The 17,652-nt window shown below is 68.3% G+C and carries 14 protein-coding genes and 1 pseudogene; 9 read left to right on the top strand and 6 right to left on the bottom strand.

Translation table 11 applies throughout. From position 1 onward, the window contains the following. Nucleotides 1–17 precede the first annotated feature (17 nt). Nucleotides 18–2,441: a PA14 domain-containing protein gene (locus CW362_RS15705; protein ID WP_103550080.1), complete on the bottom strand. Its 2,424-nt coding sequence runs from the start codon at nt 2,439–2,441 to the stop codon at nt 18–20. Between the two features lie 281 nt (nt 2,442–2,722). Here CW362_RS15705 and CW362_RS15700 point away from each other — a divergent pair, with 281 nt between their 5' ends. Next, nucleotides 2,723–3,847 carry a sugar ABC transporter substrate-binding protein gene (locus CW362_RS15700; RefSeq protein ID WP_240657810.1) on the top strand — a complete coding sequence of 375 codons (1,125 nt, stop codon included), beginning with the start codon at nt 2,723–2,725 and terminating at the stop codon, nt 3,845–3,847. Between the two features lie 147 nt (nt 3,848–3,994). After that, nucleotides 3,995–4,285: a M15 family metallopeptidase domain-containing protein gene (locus CW362_RS15695; protein ID WP_338069059.1), complete on the top strand. Its 291-nt coding sequence runs from the start codon at nt 3,995–3,997 to the stop codon at nt 4,283–4,285. Nucleotides 4,286–4,432: 147 nt separating this feature from the next. Here CW362_RS15695 and CW362_RS15690 read toward each other — a convergent pair. After that, a pseudogene (locus CW362_RS15690) lies at nt 4,433–4,838 on the bottom strand (circularly permuted type 2 ATP-grasp protein); the annotation flags it as partial. A 480-nt stretch (nt 4,839–5,318) separates the two neighbouring features. Here CW362_RS15690 and CW362_RS15685 point away from each other — a divergent pair. The 3 genes from CW362_RS15685 (at nt 5,319) to CW362_RS15675 (ending at nt 8,742) form a co-directional block, all read left to right on the top strand. Further along, complete coding sequence (locus CW362_RS15685) at nt 5,319–5,693, top strand: hypothetical protein (RefSeq protein ID WP_162684092.1); 375 nt, start codon at nt 5,319–5,321, stop codon at nt 5,691–5,693. Nucleotides 5,694–5,848: 155 nt separating this feature from the next. Then, a complete protein-coding gene (locus tag CW362_RS15680; protein WP_376450320.1) occupies nt 5,849–6,574 on the top strand; it encodes an ABC transporter ATP-binding protein in 726 nt (241 codons plus the stop codon). Nucleotides 6,575–6,834: 260 nt separating this feature from the next. Beyond that, nucleotides 6,835–8,742 carry an ABC transporter permease family protein gene (locus CW362_RS15675; protein WP_103550078.1) on the top strand — a complete coding sequence of 636 codons (1,908 nt, stop codon included), beginning with the start codon at nt 6,835–6,837 and terminating at the stop codon, nt 8,740–8,742. Nucleotides 8,743–8,799: 57 nt separating this feature from the next. Here CW362_RS15675 and CW362_RS15670 read toward each other — a convergent pair whose 3' ends face one another. Then, nucleotides 8,800–9,468 carry a LuxR C-terminal-related transcriptional regulator gene (locus CW362_RS15670; protein WP_162684091.1) on the bottom strand — a complete coding sequence of 223 codons (669 nt, stop codon included), beginning with the start codon at nt 9,466–9,468 and terminating at the stop codon, nt 8,800–8,802. A 364-nt stretch (nt 9,469–9,832) separates the two neighbouring features. Between CW362_RS15670 and CW362_RS15665 the strand changes: the two genes are divergently transcribed. Continuing rightward, nucleotides 9,833–10,897 (top strand): helix-turn-helix transcriptional regulator, encoded by a 1,065-nt coding sequence (locus tag CW362_RS15665; protein ID WP_162684090.1) that lies wholly within the window; start codon nt 9,833–9,835, stop codon nt 10,895–10,897. On the opposite strand, the gene CW362_RS15660 is transcribed toward CW362_RS15665, so the two are convergent. Then, nucleotides 10,830–11,834: a helix-turn-helix domain-containing protein gene (locus CW362_RS15660; RefSeq protein WP_103550075.1), complete on the bottom strand. Its 1,005-nt coding sequence runs from the start codon at nt 11,832–11,834 to the stop codon at nt 10,830–10,832. The two genes, CW362_RS15665 and CW362_RS15660, sit on opposite strands and share 68 nt — an antisense overlap. Nucleotides 11,835–11,857: 23 nt before the next feature. Then, nucleotides 11,858–12,841: a helix-turn-helix domain-containing protein gene (locus CW362_RS15655; protein ID WP_103550074.1), complete on the bottom strand. Its 984-nt coding sequence runs from the start codon at nt 12,839–12,841 to the stop codon at nt 11,858–11,860. 336 nt (nt 12,842–13,177) lie between these two features. Here CW362_RS15655 and CW362_RS15645 point away from each other — a divergent pair, with 336 nt between their 5' ends. Beyond that, nucleotides 13,178–13,513, top strand: coding sequence for a Rieske (2Fe-2S) protein (locus CW362_RS15645; protein ID WP_103550072.1), 336 nt, complete (start codon nt 13,178–13,180; stop codon nt 13,511–13,513). A gap of 161 nt (nt 13,514–13,674) precedes the next feature. Here the strand turns inward: CW362_RS15645 and CW362_RS15640 are convergent, their stop codons facing one another. After that, nucleotides 13,675–14,088: a pyridoxamine 5'-phosphate oxidase family protein gene (locus CW362_RS15640; RefSeq protein ID WP_103550071.1), complete on the bottom strand. Its 414-nt coding sequence runs from the start codon at nt 14,086–14,088 to the stop codon at nt 13,675–13,677. A gap of 131 nt (nt 14,089–14,219) precedes the next feature. On the opposite strand from CW362_RS15640, the gene clpB reads away from it, so the two are divergent. Both clpB and CW362_RS15630 read left to right on the top strand, forming a co-directional pair. Then, nucleotides 14,220–16,832, top strand: coding sequence for an ATP-dependent chaperone ClpB (gene clpB, locus CW362_RS15635; RefSeq protein ID WP_103550070.1), 2,613 nt, complete (start codon nt 14,220–14,222; stop codon nt 16,830–16,832). A gap of 191 nt (nt 16,833–17,023) precedes the next feature. Further along, a complete protein-coding gene (locus CW362_RS15630) occupies nt 17,024–17,557 on the top strand; it encodes a YbjN domain-containing protein (protein ID WP_037614645.1) in 534 nt (177 codons plus the stop codon). The last annotated feature ends 95 nt before the right edge of the window (nt 17,558–17,652 follow it).

The raw sequence follows: 17,652 nt of genomic DNA, 5'->3' as shown, positions 1-17,652 counted from the left end.
CTTCGCGTGATTCCGTGTCAGAGCCAGTCGTCCCAGATGCCGTAGGCCTGCTGCTGCACGACCTCCTCCTCGCCCGCCGGGTCGGTGTAGACGGCGCGGTAGTAGTACAGCCCCAGCCGGTCCTCGTTCACGGTGGTGTCCATGTGGAACTGCGGAGCGGTCACCTCACCCGTGGCGAACGTGGTCCAGGCGCCTGCGGCCGCGTCCCACTTCTCCCAGCGGTAGTCCGTGTAGTCACCGCACGGCATGTCGTAGACGGTCTCCCCGCAGCGGACGTAGAGCTCCGGGTACTGGTCCTCGCGGACCTTGGTCCCGGTCCAGCCCGGCGGGCGGGTGTCCGGCAGGGTGACGGAGACCTCGGCGGGGCGGTAGGCCTCCGGGCCGGCGTCCATGTCCACCAGACCGGACCCGTCCGAGGCGGCCACCTTGTAGACGTGGGCGGCGCCGTCGGGGACGGTCGGGCAGAGGATCTCGGTGGGGGCCAGGGAGGACCCGGTCCAGCAGTTCCTCTCCCACCGCGTCTCGCCGGTCTCCGGGTCGGTGACCCCCTGCCAGACCTTGTATCCGGTGACGTCGTCGTCGGCGGGCGGCGTCCACGTCAGGCGGACGCCGAGCGGGAGCTGCTCCGCCGTCAGGTTCCCGACGGGGGCCGGACGCTCGGTGTCCGGAGTGGTGGCCGTGGCGGCCGGTCCGGGCCGCGACTCGTGCCCGTAGGGGTCGACGGTGACGATCCGGTACTCGTACGTCGTCTCGGAGGCGCCGGAGACGTCCCAGCAGGTGCCGTGGACCACCTTGCGGCCCGCGTAGGACGGGGCTCGGTCATCGGCCCACGACCAGGACGTCGACGGGGGCCGGAGCGTGTCGTCGAACAGGATGTTCGGCTTGCAGAGCTCCACGGGGGTGCTCCGACCGGTCGCCGGATCGGTACGGACGATCTTGTACGTGAGCAGCGGGCCCTCGTCGAAGGTCCAGGGGTCGGCGCTCGTCCACTCGATCATCACCCCCTCGTCGAACCGGTGAGCGGTGGTCTCGTACGCGGGGACGGCCTCGGGCCGGTCGGCCATCGCCAGGGTGATCTCCGCCGGTGCGGCGGCGTTGCCCCGGGCGTCCACCGAGCGCACCGCGTACCGGTAGCCGTCGGCGACCGCGGCCAGCTGGCGCGGCACGACGTCGGTCCCCGTGGTGGTGCCGCCGCCGGGCAGGGCGTCGGACCAGCCGCCGTTCGACGGGTCGTACTGGAGGACCTGGTACGAGGAGGCGTCGGCGACCGGGGACCACACCAGATGGGGGACGCCCGACAGGTACTCGACGCGGACGCCGGAGACCGGCGTCGGCGGTGTCAGGTCGGACGTGGTGAAGGTGGTGGCGGCCGAGTAGGCGGACCAGTTCCCGGCGGCGTCGCGGGCCCTTCCCCGGTAGGTGACCTTGCTGCCGTCGGCCCGGTACCCGGTGTCGCAGATCGCGCCCTTGGCACCGGTGTACACGGTGGTCCACGCGCCGGTCGACGGGTTCAGCCGCTGCATCGAGTACAGCGCGATGTCCGCCGCGTTCGCCGCGGTGGTGACGAGCTCCGGCGCCGCGTAGGGCTGGTCGCCGGGGCAGACGTCCATCTCGACGAACGGCGCCGCGGGCGGGGTCCTGTCGACGGTGGTGACGCCCCGGTCGGCCGTCCCCGCCGACTCGTTGCCCGCTCTGTCGCGGGCGCGGACCTCGTAGTAGTAGGTGGCGCCGGTCTGCGGGAGGGACGTGTCGGTGTACGAGGTGGCGGTCGTCGTGGTCCGCAGTGCCCACGCCGTGCTGCCCTTGAGACGGCGGTAGACGCGGTATCCCGCGAGGTCCATCTCGGCGTTCCTGGACCAGGAGACCTTGGCCCGGCCGGTGGCGGTGTCGTAGGACACCGCGGAACCCGTGGGGACGAGTGGCTTGATTTTGTCGGCACTGGGAGAAGTGACGGGTTTGTAGGCGAAGGTGACGTTCGCCTTGCCCGTCCAGTTGACGAAATCGACGCGCAGCGTGTGCTTTCCGGAGGGAATGGCCAGATTCGTCGTTTTCGACCGGGTGGACGAGACGTTCTTCCACAGGTCGATCTTGCGCGTCCCGTCCAGGTAGACCCGTATTCCGTCCTGGGCGCTGACGGGGAGGGTGAAGGGCCCGCCCGAGCCGAAGTCGCGGGTCACGGTCCAGCGGACGCCGAAGTTGTCGGCGGGCAGTCCGGTGGCGGGCGCGCCGGAGCCCCAGTTCTGATCGATCGCGGAGTCGCAGTCCGTCCTTCTCGGCGCGCCCGAGAAAGTGGTGTTCGCGTAGAACTGTCGCTTATAGACGGGCGATGTGCAGTTGGTCACTGCGGAGGCGGCCGTGCCGGTCGCGCCGAGCAGTCCGCCCGCGGTCGCCAGCACGAGGGCCGAGGCGAGGGCGCCCCGCGTGCCGATGGCTCTGTGCATGCGTTCCTTCTGGTCCGTTCGATCGTCAACGGCGGTTAAAAACCGTCGAGGAGCATGACTCCTGTGAACGGGACTTGGTTGTACCTGTGAATGACAGAAGGTGAAGCTGAGGGGGTAGGTCGGTGGATGGGCGTACTCTTTTCCCGTCGCGTTCACTTGTGGAACACAAAACGCCGTTGCCATCTCGTTAAGTGGTTACTCCTTGACGTTGAGGTGATCGCCGCGTTGGCTTTCAGCCACCTGGGTCGCAATGCCGCAACCTCGCCCGGAAGGCACCTGATGTGAAGACTCGTAACACCGGCCTCCGCCGTACCGCCATAGCCGTGGCGTCCTCCACCATGGCCGTCACCGTCACCGGCTGCGGCATGATCGGCATCGGAGGGGACGGCGCCTCGGCGAGCGCCACCAAGGGTGACGACATCAAGGTCGGCCTGCTCCTTCCGGAGAAGGAGAACACCCGTTACGAGAAGTTCGACTACCCGATCATCCGGGAGCAGGTTCAGAAGCTCACCGACAAAAAGGGTGACGTCGTCTACCAGAACGCGGAGCAGGACGCTGCCAAGCAGCTCCGGCAGATGCAGCAGATGATCGACGACAAGCTCGACGTCATCCTCGTGGACGCGGTGGACTCGGTGTCGATCGCCAAGGGCGTGCGCCAGGCCAAGGAGGCCGGCATCCCGGTCATCGCCTACGACCGTCTGGCGCAGGGCCCGATCGACGCGTACATCTCCTTCGACAACGAGCTGGTCGGCCAGGTCCAGGCCAAGGCTCTGATCGCCGCGCTGGGCTCCAACTCGGCCTCGAAGAAGATCGTCATGATGAACGGCTCGCTGACCGACCCCAACGCGGCGCAGTTCAAGGCGGGTGCCAAGTCCGAGCTCGAGGGCAAGGTGATCATCTCCAGCGCCTACGACACCAAGGACTGGAACCCGGTCAACGCCAAGGCCAACATGGAGAAGTCCATCCAGGACGTCGGGCTGAGCAACATCGCCGGTGTCTACGCCGCCAACGACGGCATCGCGGGCGCGGTCATCGACGTCTTCAAGGCCGCGGGCGTCAGCAAGATCCCGCCGGTCACCGGGCAGGACTCCGAGCTGATCGCCGTGCAGCGGATCATCAAGGGCGACCAGTACATGAGCGTGTACAAGTCGTACCCGCAGGAGGCCAACGCCGCCGCCGAGATGGCGGTCGCCCGGGTCCAGGGCCGCTCGATCGAGTTCGACGCGCTCACCCGCGACAAGGTCGACAGCCCCACCAACAAGGACATCCCGTCCCAGCTCGTGCCCGTGGTGGACCTCACCAAGGAGAACATCGAGAGGACGGTCGTCCAGGACGGCATCTACCCCGTCAGCAAGATCTGCACGGCGCCCTACAAGGCGCTCTGCAACTCGCTCGGCATCAAGTAGGTCGCTCCGTCCGGGGCCGGGCGGTCCGCCCGCCCGGCACCCCGGATGCCCCGGCCGGTCCCCACCCGGCCTCTCCGGGGCCCCTGGGGCCCCGGGGTCGTCAGTCCCGCGATGCGGCATGATCGCCGCACGTCCCGGATCGTGCCGATGTCCGACCCGAAGATCGCCGCGATACCCGTCGTGGACTGCGGCGAGCCGCTCCCCGAGGTACGGACCGGAGGAGCCCTTCCCCTCGACGCCCGCAGACGGGACGACTCGGGGATCTACGCGCATCTGCGCGAAGGGATGCTGAACCGGCTCGTGGCGGTCGGGGAGCTGCTGCCCGACGGCACACGGCTGCCGTTCGTCGAGGGCCACCGCCCGCCCTCGCTCCAGCGGCTCTGCTTCGCCCGGTACGCCGCCGGACCGCGTACCGTCGGCTGCCGTCCGACGCGCTGATCGCCGCAGGCCTCATCAACCACCCCACCGAGTGGTGGCACTGGTCGTACGGCGACCGCTACGGGGCGCTCGCCACGGGCACCGGTCACGCGCTCCACGGGCTCCGGGAACTCGACGCCTGACGTGAGCTGGTGGGCCCCGTGGGGCGTCGAGCGCGGCCTCCAACTGCCCCGGCTTGTCCGGCCGGCAGGGCTCCGCGTTCGGCAGGAAGGCAGTACCGGATGGGATCGGGGACGTACGGGTAGAGCAGCTTGTCGTCGGCGGTGTCGTTGCCGACGGCGTCGGCGAGAGTGACCGTGCCCGCCTGCGCGGCGCTCGGGATGCCCGGGCAGCCGATCACCGAGTCGGGCCGGAAGTGCAGCGGATCGAGGAAGCCGTCGTCGAGCCCCCGGTGTACGACGTGGACCGGCATCTCGCCGCGCGTGGTCCGCATCCGGACCCGGTTGCCGCGGCAGACCAGATCGTGCCCCTCCACCGGCCGCATCCCCATGAGCCGTGCCGGCAGGGCGTGTTCGAAGTACGCGGCATTGCTGGGACCGGGCGTGAGGACGACCTCGGGGCCAGGGCGGAGGCCGTTCACCTCATCGTCGAAGTGGTCTTCCCGGCAAGCGCAGTCAGGACCGGGACCGACAGCGGAAGCTCCGAGAGCACGCCCGTGCAGGTATCCCCGTCTGCGTCGTCGTCGGCCTGTAAGGCTGCGACCAGGGCTTGCTGAGGCCGACGGTGGCTCAGATCCGCGATTCATTCCTGAGATGCGGACTCCGCACCGCTCACCCGTGCTTCTTGCCGACCAGGGAGCTCCGAAGGAGCAAATGGCGCGTTGGGCAGATGAGTGCCAACCCTCCTGATGGGGGACGGGAGTGCGTGAACCCGCCGGAAGAGGGGTGTGGGAAAGGGATGCCCTGACGCTTCACTGTTCCTTGCCCGGTTCGCTTTTGGCCAGCGCGACCGGGGCTCTTTCCTGCACGAGGCGGGGACTGAGTATGAGCCTGTGCATGAGCTGACAGGCCTCCTACGAAAGAAGGAAGGTGCAATGAGCGGCATAGGGATGAGACGAGCTGCGGTCGGTGTGCTCACCGTGATCGCCATCGCGGGAGCGTCGCCGGCGTTCGCGCTCTCGGTCAGTCGGGGAGGTGCCCGTGGATGGACCGAACAGTCCGCCACGGTCATGAACCTCCAGGACACGCAGGACGACGGTCATGACGTGAAGGCCGAGTACTACAGGACCGCCCACCCGAGCGACAAGCTCACCCTGTGGAACAAGCAGGCCTACGACGGCCCGCGCTTCGAGGACAACGACGGGAACGCCTGGACCGTGGAGAGCGGGAAGTACTCCACCATCTTCAAGATGCAGGTGTGCGAGGTGTACAACAACTGGCCCGACTCTTGCAGCGGTTGGGTCGAGTAGTAGCCGCAGTTCGTAGCTGACTCGCTTCGGAGAGTCGGAGGGGTGACGGCCGATGATGGCGGCCGCCACCCCTCCCTGCGCCATGAGTCTACTCAGCGAGTCGGACCCATGGCGCTGTTCGTGGACGGGGCTCGGGGCGGACAAGCGGTGTGGAAATTTCTCTGGAGGTGCAAGTGGGCGGCTACACCGAGCGCGTTGTGCTCGAAGTCGAGGATCTCAACTACGGCCTGCCTGGCCGGTCACTGCTGGCAGGTGTCCGCCTGTCTGTCGCCGCGGGCGAGTCTGTCGCTGTGACGGGGGCCAGCGGCAGCGGGAAGACCACCTTGTTGACGTGCATCCTCGGTCTCATCGAACCGGACGCCGGCTCGGTGCGCATCGCGGGCGTCGACCAGGGCGGGCTGTCGTCGCGCGAGCTTGCCCGGCATCGCCGGGAAAATGTCGGAATGGTCTTCCAGTTCGGCGAGTTGCTTCCAGAATTATCTCCTTTGGAGAATGTGGCCCTGGCGGGTCTCCTGGCGGGCAAGAAGACCGGTGAGGCCTACGCGCGTGCGGCTGAGCTGCTCGATGAGCTGGGTGTGCCGGCCGAGGGTTCTGCCACTGCGACGCTGTCCGGCGGTGAACGGCAGCGAACAGCAGTTGCACGGGCATTGATGAACGATCCGGCTCTGCTTCTCGCGGATGAACCGACAGGGTCACTCGACCCCGTGCACCGTGACGCCGTTGCTGAACTGCTGTACAGCGTGCCACGGCAACGGGGCTGTGCCCTCCTGGTGGTCACACATGACGTCAGCGTCGCGCGGCGCGCGGATCGGCGAGTCCGACTGGACGGAGGTCGGCTGTCGGTCGGTGCGGAGGTCGCGGAGACGGGAGAAGGCGCGTGAGTGACAGAGGGCTGTTCCGTCAGTTGCTGCACATGGGACGCGCGGCCGCCCTGGCAGCGGAGGCAGGGCGGGTGCGTTTCTGGGCCCTTGTCCTGGCCACGTCTCTGTTGTCTCTCGCGGCAAGTGGTCTGGTGTTGGCTTCGGCCTCCTTCGACGCCCGCGCAGAACGCAGCGTCGCACGGTCTCCTCGGCTCATTGCCGCTCACCCGCGTGAGACCCCCCGGGCGCTCTGGGCACCGGCCACGTCAAGTATCGGGAACATGGCGTTCGACGTCGTGTACATCGAGCCGATAGGTGACGACGCGCCGCTTCCCCCCGGCCTCTCGCACTGGCCCGATCCGGGAGAGGCGGTGTTGTCACCCGCTCTGCTGAAGGCTGGTGGGAGCGATGGCGTCTCCCGGCAGTTCGGGCGCTTCGGCGGTGTCATCGGTCCTGCCGGCCTCGAAGCACCGGCGGAGCGCTTCGTCTATGTCCGGCCCAGCGCCAAGATGCTTGACCGATCCAAGATGTTCGAGATCAGCGGCTTCGGCGCAGAGGCGTCTGCCGGTTTTGTCGGAGAGAGTATTCATAATTTCGGGGCCCAGAAGTTCTATGCGGGATATGCCGTATTGATTCTCCTTCCGGCGGCTCTCCTGGTGGTCATCGCGGCACGTGTTGGGGCCGCTGCCCGGGACAGGCGAACGGCACTGCTCGGAGCTCTGGGCGCCGGCAGGAGAGTCAGGCTGGCTTTCACGCTCGGTGAGGCCGCGCTCCCTGTTGCCTTTGGAGCAGGTATCGCGGCTTTGGGGGCATCGGTCCCCCTCGTGTTGGACTCGTCGTACCCTCTCGTGGAGTTCATCCTCTTGAAGGAGGATGCTCGTGGCGCGTGGCCGGAGTTGTTGCTCTGCCTGATATGTGTTCCGATCGCGGTGCTTTTCCTGGCGATTGTTCTGCAGCCCGGCCATCGGCGTTCGGGCGGAACCAGGCCGACCTCCGTATCGGGTCGCAGAGCGTGGATTCCATGGGTGTTTCCCTTCGCGTTGCTGGTTACCGTGCGAGGTGCGGAGCTCGTTTCTCTTGAATTCCGGATACCTGTCTACGCCACTGGTTGCATCGTGGTGCTTGCGACCCTTCCCGCGGTCATCGGGACCGGAGTGGGGCGGGTGGGGCCGCTCATGGCGAGTGTCGGTCGGCGGGTCGGTGCTTCGGGGCTTCTGGTCTCCGGGCGCCGGCTGGGTGTCGGGTCGCGTTCGGTGTCGAGGCTGGTGGCCTCCATGGTGATCGCCATCGGGCTGGCCGCCCAGACACAGCTGTGGACAGGAGTGTTCGGGGAGTTCACGCAGAGTGCGATGGAGACACAGAAACGAGTGGGGACGACGGTCCTCAGAGTCACCCCCTACGCGGCAGGTGATCGGGTGCGGGATTTCGAGAGCGAGCTTCCGTCGGGGGCCCTGCTTCTGGGCGTACGGCAGACGGGCGACCGGGTTGAGATCGTGGGTGGCTGTGCCGCCCTTCGAGAGATCGGGCTGCCGTGCCCGAAGACATCTGCACGGATCTCGGCAGCGGGCGGAGAAGTACGCCTTCGAGAGATCCTGAGCCGAACCGGGGTGGCACAGGGGGCGAAGGGATACGCGCGACGCGGGGCGCTCCCGCATGTCGGAGCGAGTAAGGACGGTTCGCTGACCTTGCTGATCGTGGGCAAGGGTCGCAGACAGCTCTCGGTACCGGAGATTCAGGGGATAGCCGGCCGGTCCCTGGCGATGAAGGCGTCCGTTCGTCCCTTGGGCGACCTGTCCGATACGGGGAAACTGGTGACGGCCACCAAGTGGGTACGACTGATGTCGCTGGTGGGAGTCGGAGTGATCGGCTTGGCTGCCGGGATAAGTGCGATGGCTGAATTTCTCCGCTTCGGGCGGGAACTTGCCCCGCTGTCCGTGCTGACGGGCAGCCGCCGGATCTTCCGGTCAGTGGCCGTGTGGTCGCTGTTCATGCCCGCGGTCTTGGCGGCGGTGTTCGGGGTTCTGGTGTCGTGGTGGCTGGCGACCCCGCTGACCAGCACTTCTGTAGCCACACCTGCATCCATGGCGCCCATCACGATCGGTGCGCTCGTCTGCGCCCTGGGGCTTGCCCTGTGGGGAGCGCATGCCGCGGTGCGGGCGGCGGGGACGTGGACGCCTTCATCGGACTGAGGTACGCGTGACCACTCCGACTGCACTGACAACCGGAGAGTTCTGGCGCAACGCCATTCATAGATCGTGGAGTTGCTGTTCGCGGGACTGGGATCGCCAGGCGATCCCGGCGGCTTGTACGCGGTTTTCGGCACCGATCGTTTCGTAGATCGTGCGCACGTGATCCTTTACGGTGTGCGTGCTGATGTTGAGCTTTTCGGCGATGGCGAGGTTCGAGAGTCCTTCGCCAATTAGGATCAGGATCTCCTGGCACCTGGGACTGAGACCTCTCAATCGCTCCCGAGCAATGTTCGCTTCCTCCGCCGCGTAACTGGGTTCGAGGTAACGGGCTACCACGGGTCGAGCCACCTCCGGCGCGAGCGCCACGCTGCCGGCGCGGGCTGCTCGTATGGCCCACGGGAGGTTCGTCACGCATTCGCCGCTGTGAAGGATGCCGTTCGCCCCGCTGCGGAGAAGCCTTCGGGCCGCGGGCTCCGTGACACGGTCCAGGAGAACAATTCTCTTGGCCGTGACGGCGAGCTGGTTCAATTCTGCGAGTGTGTTCAGGGCTTCGTCGATGCTGGAATGGCTCATCACGATTATGTCCGGCGTTGCCGTACGTAAGAGCCGGGATGCCGATGCGATGGAGCCTTCGCTGACGACGTGCAGTTGATCGTCCTGCTCAATGGTCCGACGCACTCCGGCGCGTTCCAGTGAATGACGCCCGAAAATCCCGATCCGTATCACTCGTAACCTCCCCGTCCGGCACGGCACATCATGAGGACCCTGGCCGGATGGGGGAAATCCGGCCAGGGTCGCTCAGGGTGCCGCTACGCTCGAATTCCACGAGCGTTTTCGTCGGCGGAGAGAGTCAATCTCCGCCCTTCACCAAGAATGCGCTCCGCGGACACATTGTCGCCACCGTCATCTTGTTGCAAGGGGCGAGGCTGAGGTGGGGATTTATATGCGCAAAGCGGGACGAGAGTGGGCGTGACCGCGAGGCAGCAGTGTTGCGATGTCGGTCGCGTCCGCGCATAGTTGCGCTGCGGAAGACGCCGAGGCGTCTCACCGCGGAAGGGGCTGGAGCCAGGGTTGGAGCCAGGGGTGGGAGATGGCCGGGCACGGGACGGACAGGCATCCGCACGGCGCTGACCGACTGTGCGAGGTCGGCGACCGGGTGTACTCCCGGGCCGTGCGGCGCGGTCGCGTGCCCCGCGAGGACGCGGAAGCGGTGCCCTGCCTGCTGGAGTTGGCGCTGCTGCACCCCGACCCCGACGACATGGGGTGGCTGGTGCCGACCTCGCCGCAGGAGGTCATGACCCGGCTCCTGCGGGGCGTGTACGAGGAGGTCAGCGCGAGCCAGGCGCGGGTGGGCGACGCGGTGTCGGCCTTCGAGTGGTACGCGGGCCTCGGCGGCCGGGTGCGGGCGCCGGCCGAGGGCGTGGCGATCCGGGTCCTCGACGGGCTGCCGCGGATCCACGCCGCCATGGACAAGGCGACCGGGGAGTGCACCCGTGAGGTCCTGACGGTGCAGCCGGGCGGTATCCGGCGCGAGGACGAACTCGTCGAGGGACTGCACCGGGCGCTGGAGATGCGCCGGCGCGGGGTGCGCATGCGCGATCTGTACACCCACGTGGCCAGGCACGGCCAAGGCCTTCTGAACTACATGGAGTTGATGGGCGACGCGGCCGAGGCCCGTACCCTTGACGAGGTCGTGGAGCGGCTCATCCTCTTCGACCGCACGGTCGCCTTCATCCCCGCCAACTCCGACCGCACGATCGCGCTGGAACTGCGCCACCCCGCGCTGGTGGACTACCTGGTCACGGTCTTCGAGCGACTGTGGCGCCTGGCGATCCCGCTGACGTCCCCGCTCCCGTCCACCGGCATCGAGGGCATCACCCATCGGGAGCGCTCGATCGCCGCCCTGCTGGCGGAGGGCCACCAGGACGCGGTGGTCGCGGAACGCCTTGGCATCAGCGTCCGTACGTGCCGGGCGCACATCGCGCGCCTGTCGGAGACCCTGGGCGCGGCGAGCCGCACCCAACTGGGCGTCCGCATCGCCCAGGCGGGGCTGGACGGACCTCGGCGGACTCCGGAGCTGGAGACGGTCACCGTTCCTGGGGTTGCTCCCGAGCCCCCTGGTGTTCCTGATCAAGGATCCCCGACTGGCCTATGAGGTAGCCGAGTTGGGCCCGGCTCTCGCTGCCGAGGGCGGCGGCGAGTTTGGCTATGTGGACTCGGGCGGTGCGGACGTTCATGCCGAGGCGGTCGGCTATGACGGCGTCGGTGTGGCCTTCGACGAGGAGGCTCGCGATGGCGCGCTGACGGGGGGTGATGCCGTTCAGGGTGGGCTGTTGGGCGGCTTCCGGGTACATGGGCGTGGCCAGGCGCCACAGGCGCTCGAAGGTGATCACAAAGAACGTGATCAGGGCTGGGTTGCGGACTTCCAGCGCGAGTGTGCGGTCCTTGCTCGCCGGAATGAACGCGACGGTGCGGTCGATGATGATCAGGCGTTCGGTGACTTCGTCGAGGGTGCGGACCGCGACGTCGCCCTTCAGGAGTTCATGGCGGGCGACCACTGCCGGCGAGTGGCGGAGTGTGTGCTGGTAGAGCGTACGGATGCGGGCGCCCCGGTCCAACAGTGCCTGGTCGCGTTCCAGGGACTCCCGCACAGATGCGGCGTTCCGCCCGTTGTGGGGCTGAATGGTGAGGAGTTCCTCGTGTGCGGCGGTCATGGCCTGCGTGATGACCGAGTTGATGCGCTGGAGACCGCTGAGCACGCTGATCGTCGGGGTCTCTGCCGTCGCGGCGTGAGGTCCGTCGATCCGCATGAGCGGCTCGAACGCCTCTGCCAGGCGCGCCTCGCGCTGTCGCTGCTGTGTGATGGCGTCAGCGGTGCTCTGCAACAGCCGGGGGAGTGCCACGGCGGGAGCCACGGGATACAGCCATCGCATGTCCTCGATGTCCGGCTGGAGCAGGCCTAAGTCGATCAGGCAGGGCACGGGCTCGGCCTCCAGCTGGGTGACACGGCCCTCGTGGAGCGCGCGGGCGTACAGGTCCAGGCCCGCCTGGCACAGTTCCTCGGCGCCGTGCTCGTGCGCCCCGGTGGTCACCTGTGGCTCTGTTCTCTCGGCATTCAGTGATCCTGGTCCAGGAGCCCCGACTGCGCGATCAGGAAGCCGAGTTGGGCACGGCTTCCGCTGCCGAGGGCGGAGGCCAGCTTGGCGATGTGGGCGCGGCAGGTGCGGACGTTCATGCCCAGGCGGCGGGCTATGGCCTCGTCGACGTGGCCCTCCACGAGGAGTTTCGCGATGGAGTGCTGGATGTCCGTGATGCCGTCGGGGGTGGTTTCGTAGGGTGCGCCGGCGCTCAGCGGGACGGAACGGCCCCACATGAACTCGAAGACCTTGATCAGGTAGCCGACGAGGCCCGGGTGGCGAAGTTCGAGGGCCACTTTCTGGTCGTCGCGGGCGGGGATGAAGGCGACGGTCTTGTCGCAGATGATGAGCCGCTCGACCAGTTCGTCGATGGTGCGGTGCTCCACCTTGCCGTTGGAGAGCTGGTCCACGTAGGCCAGTTTCTCGGGGCTGTATCGCGCGGTGTGCTGATAGAGGGTCCGTATGCGGACACCGCGTTCGATCAAAGGCCTGTCCCGCTCCAGCCCCTGGATGAGGCTGCGTTCGGGGCGGGGGCCGCTCGGCTGGACCGTGAGCATCTCGGTCTGGCACTGGGCCGTGGCCAGGTCGAGTGCCGCGTTGATCCGGTCGTTGCCCTCGAGCACGGTGATCGAGTGGGTGGTCGCGGCCGCTTGCGCGCTGAGGGTCATGAACGGCTCGAAAGCGTCGGCCAGTTCGATTGACATCCGCCTGCGCTCGGTGATCTCTCGCTCTATGGCGCTGAGGCGCTGGGCCAGGGCGGCAGACGGGGGAACGGGGCGCAGCCAGTTCGCATCGTCAGGATCCGGGTGGAGAAGGGCGAACTCCATCAAACACGGAGCACTCTCCACGTCTGCGCGGGCGATGCGGCCCATGCGGAGAGCGTCCGCATAAAGTTGGCCACCTTCCCCACACAACTCGGTCACCGCATGGGGATGTGTCGCTTTAGTCCCATTGGTTGTCAAATCTCCACCCCCCAGGGTCCTGAACGTGCAGGAACATGATGCATCGATTGTGTGGCCATGACCTCCCCAAATGAGCCATCGTCGTATCCGACGGGGGAAGAGGGGACCTTCAAGTGAGGACGAAGCCGATTATGCGTAAGAAAATGCTTCGCTTGGTGCTTGTCGCCGCCTTCTCCGCCGTCACGGCCTTCGGAGCGCTGAGTGGCCTCTCCGATGCGAAGGGCGACGTTCGGGCAGACAGTGTCTGGCCGGTGGCGGCCGCGGCCACCGCGGTAGCTGGCGACAGTGTTTGGCCGGTGTCTCCTGACCGTACTGACGACAGTGTCTGGGCTTGACATGACTATTCCCCCGGACGACCGCTCCTTCCGCCGAGAGATGGCCACCGCCTACCGGTCCGGCTGGCACTTCATCGACCTGGTCACCGCCATCCCCTACAGCGGCGACTCGCTGATGGTGACCGTCTTCGGGGAGCCCGTCGTCGTCACCCGCGACGACGACGAGGACGTACGGGCCTACCGGTGTCTGCGGCGGCCTCGGGGGGCGCCGCAGCCCGTCCGGTGCGCCATCCGGTACGGCATGATCTTCGTGAACCTCGACCAGCGTGACCACCAGCTCACCGGACCGGACGTCCCCGACGTCCCGGCCGTCGAAGCCACCCCCCGCAGTGCCTGACGCGATTCCCCCGTCGTAGTAGATCGCGCAGGTACTTCCCCCCGCAGCGGCGTCACCGTGACCTGAACACGGTGACGCCGCTGCAGTTTTCGGGGGGACCCCCGGCTCCCGGACCGTTCTCGCGGGGGCCGGGACCGGCCGCGGGGCGCCCGTCGGCGGTCTCATCCGCGGCCCAACGCCGCCGTGAGTTCGATCTCGATCGCCACCCGGGACGGGTTCGGCGACGGCACGCGTCCATAGCGTTCCGCGTAGCGCCGTACCGCCTCCGCGACGCGCGCCGGGTCCGCGGAGACCCGTGCCCGTCCCTCCAGCGTCGCCCAGCGCCGGCCGTCCACCTGGCACACCGCCACCCGCGCCCCGTCCGGCCCGGCCGCCAGCACGTGGGCCACCTTCCTGCTGGACTTGTTCGTGATGACCCGAGCGAGACCGGCCTCGGGGTCGTATGTAACGCCGACGGGCACCACGTGCGGGCTGCCGTCGGGCCGGAGGGTGGTCAGCGTGCACAGGTGGCGCTCGCGCCAGAAGCTCAGATAGGCGGCGTCGGGCCGCCGGGGGTCCACCGGATGGGATGCCATGAGGCCTGAATCTACGCCTGCCGGCCGACCGTTTTCCGGCTCTTCCAACCTTGAGCGGAATAGACTCAACTTTGTGTACGCTGGATGAGTCAGGGAACGGTCAGGAACACCAGGAGGAGGAGAACGCGAACGTGGACGCCGAGCTGACCAACAGGAGCCGGGACGCGATCAACGCGGCCAGCAACCGCGCCGTGCGGGAGGGGCACCCGGACCTCACCCCCGCTCACCTGCTGCTCGCTCTGCTCGAGGGGCAGGACAACGAGAACCTCATCGACCTGCTGGCGGCCGTCGACGCCGATCAGGCCGCCGTGCGCGCCGGCGTCGAGCGCGTGCTCGCCGGCCTGCCCAGCGTGACCGGCTCCACCGTCGCGCCCCCGCAGCCCAACCGTGAGGCGCTCGCCGTCATCGCCGACGCCGCCGAGCGCGCCAAGGAACTCGGCGACGAGTTCATCTCCACCGAGCACCTGCTCATCGGGATCGCCGCGAAGGGCGGTGCGGTCGCCGACGTGCTCTCCCGGCAGGGCGCCGGCGCGAAGAAGCTGCTCGACGCGTTCCAGAAGACCAGAGGAGGGCGCCGGGTGACGACCGCGGACCCCGAGGGCCAGTACAAGGCGCTCGAGAAGTTCGGCACCGACTTCACCGCCGCGGCCCGTGAGGGCAGGCTCGACCCCGTCATCGGCCGGGACCACGAGATCCGCCGGGTCGTGCAGGTCCTGTCCCGCCGCACGAAGAACAACCCCGTCCTCATCGGCGAGCCCGGCGTCGGCAAGACCGCCGTCGTCGAGGGGCTCGCCCAGCGGATCGTGAAGGGCGACGTGCCCGAGTCCCTCAGGAACAAGCGGCTCGTCTCGCTCGACCTGGGCGCGATGGTCGCCGGCGCGAAGTACCGGGGAGAGTTCGAGGAGCGCCTGAAGACCGTGCTCGCGGAGATCAAGGACTCCGACGGGCAGATCATCACCTTCATCGACGAGCTGCACACCGTCGTGGGCGCCGGCGCGGGCGGCGACTCCGCCATGGACGCCGGCAACATGCTCAAGCCCATGCTCGCCCGCGGTGAGCTGCGCATGGTCGGCGCCACCACCCTCGACGAGTACCGCGAGCGGATCGAGAAGGACCCGGCGCTGGAGCGGCGCTTCCAGCAGGTGCTGGTCGCCGAGCCGACGGTCGAGGACACCATCGCCATCCTGCGCGGGCTCAAGGGCCGCTACGAGGCCCACCACAAGGTCCAGATCGCCGACTCGGCGCTGGTCGCCGCCGCGAGCCTGTCCGACCGCTACATCACCTCCCGCTTCCTCCCCGACAAGGCCATCGACCTCGTCGACGAGGCGGCCTCACGGCTGCGGATGGAGATCGACTCCTCCCCGGTCGAGATCGACGAGCTCCAGCGGGCCGTCGACCGGCTGAAGATGGAGGAGCTGGCGATCGGCAAGGAGACGGACGCCGCCAGCAGGGAGCGCCTGGACAAGCTGCGCCGCGACCTCGCCGACAAGGAGGAGGAGCTGCGCGGCCTCAACGCCCGCTGGGAGAAGGAGAAGCAGTCCCTCAACCGGGTCGGCGAGCTGAAGGAGAAGCTCGACGAGCTGCGCGGCCAGGCCGAACGCGCCCAGCGCGACGGCGACTTCGACACCGCCTCCAAGCTGCTGTACGGCGAGATCCCCACCCTGGAGCGGGACTTGGAGGAGGCCTCGCAGGCCGAGGAGGAGGTCGCCAAGGACACCATGGTGAAGGAGGAGGTCGGGCCCGACGACATCGCGGACGTCGTCGGCTCCTGGACCGGCATCCCCGCCGGCCGCCTCCTGGAGGGCGAGACGCAGAAGCTGCTGCGCATGGAGGCGGAGCTGGGCCGCCGTCTGATCGGCCAGGCCGAGGCCGTGGGGGCGGTGTCCGACGCGGTGCGCCGCACCCGCGCGGGGATCGCCGACCCGGACCGGCCCACCGGCTCCTTCCTCTTCCTCGGCCCGACGGGCGTCGGCAAGACCGAACTCGCCAAGGCCCTGGCCGACTTCCTCTTCGACGACGAGCGGGCGATGGTCCGCATCGACATGTCGGAGTACGGCGAGAAGCACAGCGTGGCCCGGCTGGTCGGCGCGCCTCCCGGGTACGTCGGCTACGAGGAGGGCGGCCAGCTCACCGAGGCCGTTCGCCGCCGTCCGTACAGCGTGATCCTGCTCGACGAGGTGGAGAAGGCGCACCCCGAGGTCTTCGACATCCTGCTCCAGGTGCTGGACGACGGACGGCTGACGGACGGTCAGGGCCGGACGGTCGACTTCCGCAACACCATCCTGATCCTCACCTCGAACCTGGGCAGCCAGTTCCTGAGCGGGCAGAGCCTCGCCGATCCGTCGGCCTCCGACGAGGAGCGCAGGCGGCAGGTCCTGGACGTCGTCCGGGCCTCCTTCAAGCCCGAGTTCCTGAACCGGCTGGACGACCTCGTGGTCTTCTCCGCCCTGGACCGGCAGGAGCTGGAGCGCATCGCCAGGCTCCAGATCGACTCCCTGGCACGGCGGCTCGCCCAGCGCCGGCTCACCCTGGAGGTCACCGACGCGGCGCTGGCCTGGCTCGCCGAGGAGGGCAACGACCCGGCGTACGGAGCGCGCCCGCTGCGGCGCCTCGTCCAGACCGCCATCGGCGACCGGCTGGCCAAGGAGATCCTGGCGGGAGAGGTCAAGGACGGCGACACGGTCCGGGTGGACGCCTTCGGCGACGGCCTGATCGTGGGACCGGCCACGGGCAAGACGCTGTAGCCGGTGCCGGCACCGGCACCCGGCGGGGGAGGGCCCGCGGCACGTCCGCCGCGGGCCCTCCCCCTTTGCCGGGCCGATGCCCGCGCATGACCGGATCTTGTCAGCCCCCGGCGGACAGGCCCCGCCAGAGGTTGCCACCCCCCGCCCCGCATGAGAGAGGATGGCGGTATCCGTACGAAGGGAAATACACGGTGAGCATCGACCCGTCCTCGATTCCGAATTTCGGGGGCCAGCCCGAGCCGCAGCCCGGCGGCCCCGCGGGCCCCGTGGTCCCGGATCAGGACCTCGTGAAGCAGCTCCTGGAACAGATGGAGCTGAAGTACGTCGTCGACGACGAGGGTGACCTCGCGGCGCCGTGGGAGGAGTTCCGTACGTACTTCATGTTCCGTGGCGAGGCTGACCAGCAGGTCTTCTCGGTGCGGACGTTCTACGACCGGCCGCACCAGCTGGAGGAGAAGCCCGCGCTCCTCGAGTCGATCGACGACTGGAACCGCCGCACGCTGTGGCCCAAGGTCTACAGCCACACCCACGACGACGGCACCGTCCGCCTGATCGGCGAGGCGCAGATGCTGATCGGCACCGGCGTCAGCCTGGAGCACTTCGTGTCCTCCACGGTGAGCTGGGTGCGCGCCGCCATCGAGTTCGACAAGTGGCTCGTCGAGCAGCTCGGTCTGGAGCAGGAGATCAACGAGGCGGACAAGCCCGGGGACGACGAGGAAGAGTAGGCCCGTCCTCCCGGCGGCGCCCTCCGCGCGCACCGGCCCCTGGGGCAGAGGTCCCGGGCCGTGCCCGCGAGATCTCGCCTGCCCGCGACGCCGGG

The sequence above is a fragment of the Streptomyces populi genome (assembly GCF_002911015.1).
Classification (GTDB): Bacteria; Actinomycetota; Actinomycetes; order Streptomycetales; family Streptomycetaceae; genus Streptomyces; species Streptomyces populi.
Note: the sequence above shows the minus strand (reverse complement) of the source record. Positions and strands in the feature narration are given on the sequence as shown.